8 protein-coding genes are annotated in these 13,270 nt (G+C 69.7%); 6 read left to right on the top strand and 2 right to left on the bottom strand.

The window, feature by feature from the left end; genetic code table 11:
* Positions 1 to 24: 24 nt before the first annotated feature.
* Positions 25 to 1,845, bottom strand: a complete 1,821-nt coding sequence (locus RIE32_00880; GenBank protein MEQ9094796.1) for an ABC-F family ATP-binding cassette domain-containing protein — start codon at positions 1,843 to 1,845, stop codon at positions 25 to 27.
* A 76-nt stretch (positions 1,846 to 1,921) separates the two neighbouring features.
* Here RIE32_00880 and RIE32_00875 point away from each other — a divergent pair, with 76 nt between their 5' ends.
* The 6 genes from RIE32_00875 to RIE32_00850 all read left to right on the top strand — a co-directional run bounded on the left by RIE32_00875 (position 1,922) and on the right by RIE32_00850 (position 11,473).
* Positions 1,922 to 3,526 carry a carbon-nitrogen hydrolase family protein gene (locus RIE32_00875; protein MEQ9094795.1) on the top strand — a complete coding sequence of 535 codons (1,605 nt, stop codon included), beginning with the start codon at positions 1,922 to 1,924 and terminating at the stop codon, positions 3,524 to 3,526.
* A 213-nt stretch (positions 3,527 to 3,739) separates the two neighbouring features.
* Positions 3,740 to 4,411 carry an SET domain-containing protein gene (locus tag RIE32_00870; protein ID MEQ9094794.1) on the top strand — a complete coding sequence of 224 codons (672 nt, stop codon included), beginning with the start codon at positions 3,740 to 3,742 and terminating at the stop codon, positions 4,409 to 4,411.
* A gap of 51 nt (positions 4,412 to 4,462) precedes the next feature.
* The gene (locus RIE32_00865; GenBank protein ID MEQ9094793.1) at positions 4,463 to 5,752 is read left to right on the top strand and encodes a hypothetical protein; all 1,290 of its coding nucleotides are present in this window, start codon (positions 4,463 to 4,465) and stop codon (positions 5,750 to 5,752) included.
* Between the two features lie 725 nt (positions 5,753 to 6,477).
* Complete coding sequence (locus RIE32_00860; GenBank protein ID MEQ9094792.1) at positions 6,478 to 8,088, top strand: glycosyltransferase; 1,611 nt, start codon at positions 6,478 to 6,480, stop codon at positions 8,086 to 8,088.
* Positions 8,085 to 9,785 carry a glycosyltransferase family 2 protein gene (locus RIE32_00855; GenBank protein ID MEQ9094791.1) on the top strand — a complete coding sequence of 567 codons (1,701 nt, stop codon included), beginning with the start codon at positions 8,085 to 8,087 and terminating at the stop codon, positions 9,783 to 9,785. Before RIE32_00860 ends, RIE32_00855 begins: the two co-directional genes overlap by 4 nt.
* Positions 9,782 to 11,473 (top strand): glycosyltransferase, encoded by a 1,692-nt coding sequence (locus RIE32_00850; GenBank protein MEQ9094790.1) that lies wholly within the window; start codon positions 9,782 to 9,784, stop codon positions 11,471 to 11,473. The genes RIE32_00855 and RIE32_00850 overlap by 4 nt, the downstream gene beginning before the upstream one ends.
* Here the strand turns inward: RIE32_00850 and RIE32_00845 are convergent.
* Positions 11,438 to 13,114, bottom strand: a complete 1,677-nt coding sequence (locus RIE32_00845) for a sigma-70 family RNA polymerase sigma factor (GenBank protein ID MEQ9094789.1) — start codon at positions 13,112 to 13,114, stop codon at positions 11,438 to 11,440. The two genes, RIE32_00850 and RIE32_00845, sit on opposite strands and share 36 nt — an antisense overlap.
* Positions 13,115 to 13,270 lie beyond the last annotated feature (156 nt).

Here is a 13,270-nt window from a genome sequence, read left to right as displayed (position 1 = left end):
CAACGACGCCGGCGGTCGCTTCGCTTACCCGCCCCGCATCGCATCGAGCTCGGCCCACCGCGCGTACAGATCCTTCACCTTCTTCTGGCTCGCGCCGAGTTGTTCATAGATCTTCGCCGCCCTTGCGTGGTCATTGGCCAGCGCGGGGTCGGCCGCCTCGGCCTGCTTGTGCTCCAGCTCGGCCTCGGCTTCCAGGATCGCCTCCTCCATGCCGTCGTACTCGCGCTGCAGCTTGTACGAGAGCTTGCCGGGCTTGGGGGTGCTGGGCTTCGCTGACGTCGACGCGGCCTGCTCGGGCTTGGCTTGCTCGGCCTCTGCCTTCTCGGCCTTCAAGACCGCCGCCTGCCACTGCTCCATCGAGGCGAACCACTTCGCGTTGCCCTTGCCGTCGAGCGCCAGGTACTCCGTCGCGATGCGCTCGAGCAGGAACCGGTCGTGGCTGACCAGCACGATGGCGCCGGGGAACTCCATCAGCGCCTGCTCGAGCACTTCCAGCGACGGGATATCAAGATCGTTCGTCGGCTCGTCCAGCAGCAGCACGTCGGCGGGGTTGAGCATGAGGTTGGCGATGAGTACGCGGGCCTGCTCGCCGCCGGAGAGGTCCTTGAGCTTCATGGGCAATTGCTCGGGCTCGAACAGGAACCGCTTGGCCCAGCCGCTGATGTGCACGCGCGAGCCCTGGTAGTGCACGAAGTCGCCCACGGGCTTGAACGCGTCGCGCAGGCTTTGGTCCTGCTCGAGCGCGTCGCGGTGCTGGCTGAAGGTGACGACCCTGAGCTCGTCCGCCCGCTTGATCGTGCCCGCGTCGGGCTCCATGTCGCCGGACATGAGCCGCATGAGCGTCGTCTTGCCCGAGCCGTTGACGCCCATGAGGCCGATGCGCTGGCCGGGGGTCAGCGTGAGGTCGAGCCCGGCGAACAGCTTCTTGCTTCCGAGCGTCTTGGCGATGCCGTGCAGCGTCAGCAGCTTGTTGGTCTGCCGCTGCGTGGCGTTAAAGGCGATCGTCGTTGTCTTCGTCGGCGCGAGGTTGCGCTCCCTGGTCTCCTTGAGTTCCTGCCTGCGCTCGGCCGCGGCGGTCACCTGGCTCTTGTTGCGCGTGCCGCGGCCCTTGACGCCCTGGTGCAGCCAGGCCGTGTCGCGCCGGACCTTCCCTGAAATCGCAGACTGGGCCGCCTGCTGGGCATCCAGGAACGCGTCCTTCCGCCTGACGAACGTGCTGTAGTTGCCCACCGCCTCGAACGCGCCGCCGGGGTAGGCCGCCGAGAGCTCGATGATCCGGGTCGCCGTGTTCTCGAGGAAGCGGCGGTCGTGCGTCACGAACACCATCGCGATGGGCGAGGCGCGGACGAACGACTCGAGCCACACGACGCCCTCCAGGTCCAGGTGGTTCGTCGGCTCATCGAGCAAGAGCAATTCCGGTTCGCCCGCCAGCGCCCGGGCGATCGACAGCCGCTTGCGCCACCCGCCCGAGAGCGTCTGCACCGGCTGCTCCAGGTCCTCGAAGCCCAGCTTGGTCAGGGCGATCGACGCGCGCGTGGTCGCGTCCGTGCCATGTTCATCCTCGCTCGCCAGGCTCTCGCGCACCACCGTCAGCGGCGTGGCGCCCTCGGCAAACCGATCGTCCTGATCGATGTAGAACGCCCGCAGCCCGCGCCGCCGCGTCAGGTCGCCCGCGTCGGGCGCCTGCCTGCCGGCGAGGATCTTCATCAGCGTCGACTTGCCCGCACCGTTGGGCCCGATCAGGCCGATCCGCTCGCCGTCCTCCACGTGCACCGACACGCCCTCGAAGAGCGTCTTGGACGGGTACACCTTCGTCAGTTCGCGGGCGGTCAGCAGCGTGGGCATGGGTCTCAATTCCTCGGGCCACAACGATACACGCCCGCCGCCACACGAACCGACCCAGCCCCGCTAAACTGCAGCGATGAACCGAGCCCGCATCGCGGCCCTGCAGTACTTCGTCCGCCCCATCGCCGATTTCGGCCAGTTCCGCGATCAGGTCACCGGCCTGGTGCAGACCGCCGCCGACTACGACTGCGACCTGGTGGTCTTTCCCGAGTACTTCACCGTCCAGCTGCTCACGCTGGGCGACATCCGCCGGCCCATGGACCAGCAGGTGCGGGACCTGACCACCCGCGTGCCGGACTACCTCGAGCTCTTCGAGGCCCTGTCGCGGCGCTTTGGCATCCACGTCATCGCCGGCACCATCGCCACCGCCGATGCTGCCAAGCCAGACGTCATCCACAACGACAGCTTCTTCTTCGCCCCCGACGGCACGCACGCCAGCCAGGGCAAGATCAACATGACCCGCTTCGAGAAGGAATTCTGGCGCGTCAGCCCGCGCGACACGCTGCGCCTCTTCGACACGCCCATCGGCCTGATCGCCATCGCCATCTGCTACGACGTGGAGTTCCCCGAGCTCTGCCGCGCCGCCGCCCAGGCGGGCGCGGTCATCCTGGTTGTGCCCAGCTACACCGACGACCGCCAGGGCTTCATCCGCGTGCGCTACTGCGCCCAGGCCCGCGCCATCGAGAACCAGATGTTCGTGGTCAACGCCGCCACCGTCGGCTCGCTGCCCATGGTCCCCGCCGTCTCGCTCAACTACGGCCAGGCCTCCATCCTCACCCCCAGCGACTTCCCCTTCTCCCGCGACGGCGTGATGGCCGAGGGCATCCCCAACCAGGAGACCATGGTCATCGGCGAGGTCGCGCTCGACGTGCTCAAGCGCAACCGCCAGCACGGCACCGTCCGGCCGCTGCGCGACAGCATCAACTACAAGGCGCCCAGGCTCGAACGCATCAGCCTGCCCGCCGCCGGCCAGGCCGCGCCGCCACCAACGCCCAAGCGCCCGCGCCGCCGCATCGTGGTGCGCAACACCACGCCCGAGCACTTTGCCGGCATCGGCGAGCTGGCCGCGCTCATCTACCCCGACATGACGCCCTGGAGCGACGCGTACCTGGCCAGCCACCTCAAGGCCTTCCCGCAGGGCCAACTCGTCGCCGTCGAGCAGGCCTCGGGCCTGGTCGTGGGCGCCTGCTCGGGCCTGGTGATCGACTGGGACGCCCAGCCCGACACCAGCTCGTGGAACGCCCTGACCGCCGAGGGCTACTACACCAACCACGACCCCGTCAACGGCAACACGCTCCTGGCCGCCGACGTCATGGTCCGCCCGGGCTTCCAGGGCCAGGGCATCGGCCGCACGCTCTACCAGCGCGGCCGGTTCGACCTGGCCCGCCAGCTCGGGCTGTGGCGCGTCGTCGCCGGCTCGCGCCTGCGCGGCTACCACCGCTACGCCGACCGCCTGACCGCCGAGCAGTACGTGGTCGAGGTCGTCCAGGGCCGGCTCAACGACCCGACGCTGTCCTTCCAGCTGCACCTGGGCTTCCGCGTCACCGCCGTCATCGGCAACTACTTCTCGGGCGACCCCGAGAGCGAGGGCTACGCGGCCATCATCGAGTGGCTCAACGACGAGGTGGCCGACCCCGAGGACCACGATCGGTACGACCCGCGCTTCGCGCCGCCAACCTGACCGCCGGCCTGACCGCCAACCGGCGCGGCGAAGCCCAAAAAAATCTTGATCCGGCGGAATGCAACCGCGGCAAACCAATGTATCATTGACGCTTCGACGACCGGCGCCCCGACCCGACGCGCGCCCCGGCCAATGCGGCCGGACCACGACGGGCAACGATCCATGGGCAGGCCGGCGTCGACACCCAGGGCACCGGCCCGCCATGCACAACCAATGATGCACCCCGATACGCGGCTGCAGTTCATCGACAAGACCGTCGGCCACGGCGTCGTCGCGACCAAGGACATCCCACGCGGCACCATCACCTGGGCACAGGACGAGCTGGACCGGGTCTTCACCCCCGGCGAGGTCGACGCCCTGGGCCCGCTCTTCTTCGAGCAGCTGGACACCTACTGCTTCCGCAACCCGCGGGGGCACTGGATCCTCTGCTGGGACCACGCCCGCTTCGTCAACCACTCGTTCCGCTCCAACTGCATGACGACCGCGTACAACTTCGAGATCGCCATCCGCGACATCCCCGCGGGCGAGCAGCTCACCGACGACTACGGCTACCTCAACATCCAGCGCCCGTTCCGGGCCGTCGACGAGGGCTGCCAGCGCACCACCGTCTACCCGGACGACCTGACGCGCTACCACGCCGTCTGGGACGCCCAGCTCCGCCGGGCCTGGCCGGACATCACCCGGGTCGACCAGCCCCTGCGCCCGCTGCTCGAGCCGGCCCTGTGGGCCCGCGTGCATCGCGTGGCCGCCGGCCGCGAGGCGATGGACTCGATCCTCACCTGCTATTACCCGGGCGAAGAGCCGCACCCGCTCGTGCAGGCCGAGGGCCACCAGCAGAGCCACCATAACGGCCACGGCCAGCGCGCCAGGCGCGCCCACGGCTAGGCACGCGGCCGGACCAGCAACCCCCCACGCCCCGGGCCCGTACCGGGCTGCATGACCACCACCGCACGCACGAGCCTCACCACGCTGCTCGCCCTGGCCACCGCCGCCGCGCTCTTCCTGGTCGGCGGCTCCAGCACCAACGGCTGCCTCTGGGACAGCGACACGCTGCGGACCGAGGCCACCGGCGCGCCGGGCATGGTCGAGACGATCGTCGGCCGCTTCGACCGCTACCCGCCGCTCTATTACGAGATGCGCCTCGAGCGCGTCGCCACGGAGCTCGACGCCGATCCGACCGACCACCCGAAGAACCTGGCCGCCTACGACGACGCCGGCGTCGCGTGCGACCGATTGGGGCGCCACGACGAGGCCATCGAATGGATGTCCAAGAAGCGCACCGCCCTCGATGCGCTCCCGGCGTCCGAGGAACGGACCGAACACGAGTACCGCTACCTTGCCAACTTGGGCACCTTCCACGCCCACCGCTGGATCGCCGCGGGCGCGGACCGCTCCGACATGGCCGACATCGAGCGCGCCCGCGACCTGATCGCCCAGGCCATCGAGCTGAATCCCGACGCCCACTTCGGCCGCGAACGCTACCAGCTCATGGCGCTGGCGTGGATCCTCGAGCCCACGCACGTTGAGAGCGCGTGGCCCTACGAGCTGACATCGATTATCGAGGCCGGGCTGACCCCCGACGATGGCTGGCACGGCCGCTCGTACAACGACATCCTTGCCGACGCCGGATACGCCGACGCCCCCGAGGGCTTCGCCGGCCTGGTCGCCCTTGGCAACGGCTGGAACAGCTTCGACGTCTTCCACGCCCTCGCCCTTGCGCTCCAGGACCGCCGCGACTCGTCGCTGGCCTACCTCGCGTGGCTGCGGGCCGAGGAGATCGCCGGCAGCGGCGGCGGCACGCTGCACCCGGACATGGACCTGAGCACCTTCGACGCCGGCGAGCACCCTTACCACCTGAACACGCTCGAACCGGTCGAGGCCTTCTATAAGAAAGCCCGCGCCGAGGCCGACGCCTGGCACCAGGCCCGCACCGCCTACATCACGACCCGATTGGAGCAGGGCCAGCACCCCGACACGCATCCGGACTTCTTCGCCGCCTGGGTCGAGCCCAGCAGCATGCCCGCGCTGCCCGACGGCTTCTTCGGCCTGGGCGGCCACGACGCCCAGATCGCCCAGGCCGCGCTCGTCGCGGTCGGGGTGCTCCTGTTCCTGCTGGCCAGCCCCATCGCCCTCGTCGTCTGGCACGACCGCCGCATCAAACGCCGCCGCGCCGCGGCCGCCGGGCCCGAGAACCCCGCCCCCACGAGCACCACGACGATCGCCTAGCGGCCAGCCGAACATGATCGGACCCGCGGAAAAATGGCTGACGACCGGTCGGAAATGATTTCCGTGGCCACGAAAATCGTTTCCGTGGCCTCCGGAACCGTTTCCGAGCCCTCGGGAGCCATTTCCGGGCGGTCGGGAATCGTCCCTGCGGCCTCGGGAATCATTCTCGTGCCCTGGGGAACCACTTCCGGGCGGTCGGGAGTCGTTCCCGGGCAGTCGAAAGTTGTTTCCGAGCGGTCGTCGGCCGCTTCCGGCGGCCAGCGAGCCGCGCCCTGCTCGCCGCAAGCACGCCCCGCGGCCGATTTGTCGCGATTCTCACTTTTTTCGCTCCACCAACTGAAGTCGCGTCCCGATCCATTCGATACACAAGGCACAGGCGGCACAACCGGCCCCCGGCCAACACCGGACCAGCCCAACACCCCCGCCCGCGGCTCGACAACCAATCGACGCAACGGAAGTCGCCGGGCGTGCATGGGGATGCAGCCAACGGTGGCCCGTTGCACGTTGGGGCCCCGGCTCTTCCGCATCGAAACACGCTCGCCCCGCGAGCGCACGCCCGAAGGGCGCGGCCCCGCCGGCGAGGCGACACGTTCACCCCCCGCCGGCAAAGCGTCAAGCCAGCCCGCGACGGGGCATCCGCACCAGCCCGTCTTCGGGCGCAGGGCGCATGCCTAGGCGCAAGGCCTCGCCGGCGAGGCGTCAAGGAAGCCCCCCTACCCTCGCCCGTGCGCATCTGCATGCTCAACTGGCCCATGGTCTTCGAGGGCGCCCGCAAGGGCGGCATCGCCGGCTACATGCAGGCCCTGGCCCTGGAGCTCACCGCCCGCGGCCACCGCGTCAGCACAATCGCCAGCGGCACCACCTACACCCCCGCCAGGCGGAACAAGCCACGCCACAAGGACCGCCCCAGCCCGTGCGCCCCGCGCCGCCACCCCGACTGGTTCGGCGTGGGCGTCTACGAGATCGTGAACAGCCCGGTGCTCGCCCCCAGCCTGCTGCAACTCAACGGCCCGCTCGCCGAGGTGCGCAGCCCCGAGCTCGAGGCCGTGTTCGAGAAGGTCCTCAAGGACATCCGGCCCGACGTGCTGCACGTGCAGTCGATGGAGGGCTTCAGCCTCGGCTGCCTGGACGCCGCCCGCCGCCTGGGCTGCCGCGTGGTCTACAGCCTGCACAACTACCATCCCCTGTGCCCGCAGGTCTACCTGATGCAGGGCCACCGCACCGTGTGCACCGACTACGACGGCGGCCGGGCCTGCACCGGCTGCGTGCCCGCGCCCGACCCCGAGCACGAGCGCGGCCGCCGGGCCGCGGCCCACCCCGACGAGCCGCCGCCCTTCGAGGCGCCGTCGCCCGAGGATCAGCCCGAGCCCAGGCGCGTGCCGCTTCCCGTGCTGCCCGTCGAGCTTGGCGAAACGCCCGCGAGCATCGACCCCGCCGACGACCCGCGCGGCATGAGCGCCCTCTTGCGCTCGTGGCACGAGCCCCGCCGCTGGTGCACGCCCGAGGATCCGACCTGGCAGCCCTTCGACAACGTGCCGCGCGCCGAGCCGCTGCACCGGGGCGCCCCCACCGACTACGGCACGCGCCGGGCCGCGTTCATCGAGCAGCTCAACAAGTGCGACGCCGTGCACGCGGTCTCGAGCTTCGTGGCCGGCAAGTTCGTCGCCCACGGCGTGCAGCCCGAGCGTGTCAAGACGATCACCATCGGCACCATCGCCAACCACCTGCGCGAGCACAACGCCGAGCTGGCCTTCGACCCACCGCCGCGCGAAAGGGTCGACGCTCGCCCGCTCCGCCTGGTGTTCGTGGGCGTCAACCACTGGTACAAGGGCCTGTCGATGCTGGCCGACAGCCTGGAGATGATGACCCCCGATGCCTTGTCGCGCGTCGCGCTGTCGGTGTTCGCCGCGGGCGGCAAGACCATCGAGTACCGCTTCCGCCGTCTCGAGCCGCGCCTGGCCAGCCTCCGCTACGGCTACGAGTATGGCCCGCAGGACCTGCCCTGGATGTGCGGCGGCATGGACGTGGGCGTCGTGCCCAGCGTCTGGTGGGACAACGGGCCCCAGACCGTGCTGGAGATGCAGGCCAGCGGGCTGCCGGTCATCGGGGCCGAGGCCGGGGGCATCCCCGACTTCGTCCGGCACGAATCCAACGGCCTGCTCTTCACCGCCAACGACCGCTTCGCCCTGGCCGCCACGATCGCCCGCTGCGTCAACGAGCCGGCGCTGGTCGCCCGCCTGCGCTCCAACGTCCGCCCGCCCAAGACCATGGCCCAGCACGCCCAGGAGATGGAGCCGCTCTACGTGGAGCAATCCGCCGCGGGGGGCGTATCGTGACCCCGAAGGCCCCGCTCGAACCGACCCGCGTCCAGCACGTCCAGACCCACCCCCAGATCTTGACCCAACACGCCCATCCATCCACGCAGGCCCACCAGCGCCGATCGGCTGCCGCCGCGCCCCCCACGCCCGCCACGCCGACCACGCCCGCCTCGACGGCCACCGTCGCCGTGGTCATGGTGACCTGGAACCGCGCGGCCGACGCTCGCCGGGCCATCGAGTCGGTGCTCGCCCAGCGCGGGGTCGACCTGGGGAACGTGCACCTGGTCGTCGTCGACAACGCCTCGACCGATGGCACCACCGACACGCTCGCCGAGTGGCTGATCCCCGAGCGCCTGGTCGCCAACGACACCGACCGCGCCCACGAGCCCGCGTTCAAGGCCACCAGCACCGACAACGCAAACACCGCCGGCCTGGCCAGCGTCACCCTCGTGCGCAACGCCGCCAACATGGGCGGCACCGGCGGCTTCAACACGGGCTTCCAGGTCGTCGAGCAGCTCCTCACGCCCGACGCCGACGTCGGCTTCCTCTGGCTGCTCGACGACGACGCCGTCGCCGACGCGAACGCGCTCGCCTCGCTCCTGCGCACCGCCAAGAACGACCCCGATGCCGGCCTCGTCGGCTCGCGCGCCGTCGACATCGCCGACCGCCGCACCACCTACGAGACCACGATCTACTACGACCCCGCCCAGGGCCGCATGGCCGAGACGCCCCACGCCGGCCACCGCCTGCACGCGGCCCACGCCGACTGGATCGCCGACGTCGGCGACAGCCGCGGCCCGCATCCCTTTACCGGCGTGCGCGAGGTCGACGTCGTCTCGGCGTGCAGCATGCTCGCCCGCTGGTCGGTCGTGCAGCAGGTGGGCTACTGGGACAGCCGCTACTTCATCTACTGCGACGACGCCGACTGGTGCCTGCGCGTCGGCCGCGCGGGGCACCGCGTCGTGTGCGATCTCGACGCGGTGGTCTACCACACGCCCTGGTTCCAGAAGCTCACGCCCACGCGTCTGTACTACGCCCAGCGCAACGCCATCTGGACCATGCGCAAGGGCCTCTCGGGCAACGCGCGTCGCAAGAGCACCGCGCGTTGGATGGTCTCGGTCCTCCGCCAGAGCCTGGCCGCGGGGCTGCGCCGCCGGCGCTTCCACGCCGAGATCCTCCGCCGCACCGCGCTGGACGCCGTCGCCGACCACGCCGGCAAGCTCGACCAGGCCGAACCACCCCACGAGCCCGTGCTCGACGCCATCGTTCGCCTGGGCCTGAACCGCCCCGATGCGCGCATCGCCTTGCTCTGCATGACCGAAGATCAGCACGAGCTGGCACGCACCATCAAGACGGCCCTGCGCGACCACCTCACAACGCGCTGCCCCATCTTCGTCACCATCTCGCGCAACGACGCGGGCCCGGGCGACATCACCTACGCCCCCAGCACGAAGTCGCGCATCTACCGGCAGATCCCCATGCTCACCAACCCGCCCGACGCGTGCGTCGTGCTCAACAACACCAACGACTTTCCTCTGCTCCGCTGCCCCGCCACGCTGCACGTCGACCATCGCACGCCCGAGCAGTGTCAGGTCGAAGAAGACCGCGTGCCATCGCGACTGGCCTTCCTCGCCCGTTGGTCGGCCACCGCCTGCCGCGCCGCGTGGTACGTCCTGCGCAACCGGCCCCAGCGACCCCCGGCCCCCTTCGGATGAGCACCGTCCCGCCCCAGACCGACCGCCCCCGCGCAATCGCCCTCTTGGGCTGGGCCACCCTCAGCCGGCAGGCCGAGGAAGGCTCGGGCTACAACCTCAACGCCTCCGAGCTTGCCATCGGCCTCGCCCAACTCGGCCACCGCGTGCACTACCTGGGCTCGGGCCTGCGCTACGACCTGCGCCCCGGGCCCCACGTCCGCGAGATCAAGCCGTGGAAGGGCATCCGAAACTTCGAATTGGTCAACAGCCCCAACCTTGCCCCCTCGGCCATCAACCTGCGCAACGTCAACACCGAGCGCCGCTGCGAGCGCACGACGAGGCTCGTCCTTCGATGGCTGCGCGATATCAACGCCGACGTCGCACACGTCCACACGCTCGAGGGGCTGAGCCTCGACCTCATCCCCGCCATCGAGGCCGCCGGCATCCCCGTCGTCGCCACCACGCACAACTACACGTGCGTCTGCCCGCAGGTCGACCTGCTCCACCGCGAGCACGAGGTATGCCTCGACTACGACGGCGGCAACCGCTGCGCCACCTGCCTCGACGCGCCCGACCCCGTGAAACGCCGCTTCAAGCGGCGCCTGGGCCAATCAGCCCAGGCCGTCATCGGTCCGGCCATCGTCGGCCACGCCCGCGCCTCGGCCAAGTTCATCGCCCACACACGCCGGGTCGGCGGCGCCGAGCCCGCGCCCGCCGACGAGTTGCGATTCCTTGGCTACGACAACGGCGCGATCGAATCGGCGCAAGACGCCGAGGGCCAGGGCAGCACCTACGGCGTGCGGGCCGAGCCCCGCGAACTCCCCAAGCCCCCGCCCGTACTGCCTGAAGACACCAACGAACGCATGCTCGCCAACAGCGACGTGCACCTGAGGGTCCTCAACGACTACGGGCGCCGCCGGCAGGACGGCATCGCCGCCCTCAACGCCGCGAGCCTCGTCACCCCACCCAGCGACTTCCTCGGACGCGTCCACGAATCGATGGGCCTGGACCCTTCCAAGCGCCGCACCGTGCGCCTGGGCCAGCCCCACTTCGACCGCATGCACCGCGCCGCCATCGCCCTGCCCGGTTACGAGCGGTCGCCCTGGACGCCGGACGCCGACCGCCCGCTCCGCCTTGCCTTCTTCGGCACCGTGCGCCCAAACAAGGGCCTGCGTGTCTTGGCCGACGCCATCACGCTGCTGCCCGCCGAGGTCCGCCGCCGCTGCCTGTTCCACGTCCGCGCCTCGGGCGGAGACTGGGCCTTCCGCAAGATGCTCAGCGGCTACCCCCAGGTCCAGTTCGCCGGCGCGTACGACCTCTTGCAGCGCGCCGCCTCGGTCGCCGAGTACGACGTCGGCCTGCTCCCCCACATCTGGATGGAGAACTCCCCGCTCGTCCTGCTCGAGCACCTGCACGCCGGCAAGCTGGTCATCACCAGCCGACTGGGCGGACCACCCGAATGGATCGTCGAGAAAGACGGCGCCACCAACGGGCTGCTCTTCCCATCGGGAGACGCCCGCGCACTGGCCGTATGCATCGCGAGCCTGGTGCGCGGCGACGTGGCCATCCCGAGCGCCAAGACCATCCACGACATCACGCCGCACCTGACCAGCTACCCGGCCCATCTCGACGAGGTGCATTCGATCTACGAAGAGGTCATCACCGCCAAGACCTCACGCCCGGTCGACGAAACCCTCCAGCCGGCGTGATCGGAGCGGGTGCTGCAGCTTCCGCAGCGCCTTGGTCTCCACCTGCCGCACGCGCTCGCGCGTGACCTTGAAGATCCGCCCCACCTCTTCGAGCGTGTAGGTATACCCGTCGCCGATGCCGTAGCGAAGCTTGATGATCTCGCGCTCGCGGTAGCTCAGCGTCCGCAGCACCTGCTCGAGCTTCTCGCGCAGCATCTCCTGCGCCATGCCCTCCGAAGGCTCGCCGTGTCGTCCGTCCTCGAGCACGTCCATCATCGACCCCTCATCGTCGCCCACCGGCTTGTCCAGCGATGCCGGGCTGCGGGCCAGGTTCATCACCTTGCGCACTTCCGCGGCGGTAAAACCGGCAACCTCGGCGATCTGTTCGTCGGTGGGCTCCTGGCCGTGTTCCTGGATGTACCGACGCTGGATCGCCCGGATCTTGCTCATCGTGTCGATCATGTGCACGGGGAGACGGATCGTTCTGGCATGATCGGCCAGCGCACGCGTGATCGCCTGGCGGATCCACCACGTGGCATACGTGCTGAACTTGTAGCCGCGCTTGTACTCGTACTTATCGACCGCGCGCAGCAGGCCGGTGTTGCCCTCCTGGATGACGTCGAGGAAGCCCAGCCCGCGATTGCGGTACTTCTTGGCGATCGACACGACCAGACGCAGGTTGGCCCCGGACAGGTCTCGCTTGGCCTGCTCGTACTCCCAGAACACGCAGTTGAGCTCCGCCACGCGACGTGCGAGCGCCTCGGGCGTTTCCAGCACCAGACCGCGCAGGCCCTCCAGTTCGTCTCGCATGACCAGTCGGTCGTCCTCGTCGATCGACTCACTGACGCTCGCTTCGACCGGGACCTCGCCCAGGATGGCCTCGATCTCGCGCATCTTGGCCGAGATGGCGCGCAGCTTCCGCAGCATCGGCACCAGACGGCTCGTTCGCAGTTCGAGTTCCTCGATCAGCGCCGCCATACGGCGACGACGGGCCGCAAGTGAGCGCTCGATCGCCGCCAACTGCTGCACGGCCCGCGGCATCAGGCGGCCGTCTTCGCCTCGCCCTTCCCGGCAGACGCGCTCGGCCCGGGCCCATTCCTTGCGGTTGCGCGCCAGCATCGCTTCGATCGTCGGCAGGCTCGAGGGAAGCCGACGCGCCAGGCGTTCCTTGGCTTCGGGCGTGATCGTCGACACGCGGAGCGTTCGATCAAACGGCTGCTTGCGAGACTGCACCTGGCGAAGCAGGTCGACGGCCTGCGCCGCCACGTAGTCGCTCTGCAGGCACCGGCGACGGAACATGATCCGCGTCAGTTCGATCTTCTTGGCCAGCCGCGTCTCACCCTCGCGCGTGAGCAACGGAATCGAGCCCATCTGGGTGAGGTAGCTGCGAATGGGATCGTCCACCGAACGATCGCTCACGACAAGATCGGACCCGTCATCGACATCGGACCCGTCCGCCGGAGCGGCCTGCTTGCTCGCGTGGCCTTCGACGTCGTTCCGCGTGCGAGCGCGATACGTGGGCTCATCGACCAGTTCCACGCCCAGATCGTCCAGGCGCGCCAGCAACACGTGCAGCGAGCGCGGGCCGACCCATTCATCGGGGGCGGCCTCGTTGATCTCCTCGAAGCTCAGCCATCGCCGGGTCGCCGCCGTTTCGAGCATGCCGGCTATGGAAGGAGGAAGTCCGCTCATTGCACGCCCGGGCCCGATTCGCCCATTCCTCCCTCGCATGAACCGACGCGGAAGCGCCCGATCGGGAACACCCATGCCGCGATGGAATCAAACTCTACCCGGTCCCAACGCGCCGGGCCCGATGCG

This window comes from Phycisphaerales bacterium (assembly GCA_040221175.1).
GTDB lineage: Bacteria > Planctomycetota > Phycisphaerae > Phycisphaerales > UBA1924 > JAHCJI01.
The sequence above is the reverse complement of the archived record's forward strand: the minus strand, read 5'-3'. Positions and strand labels throughout refer to the sequence as shown.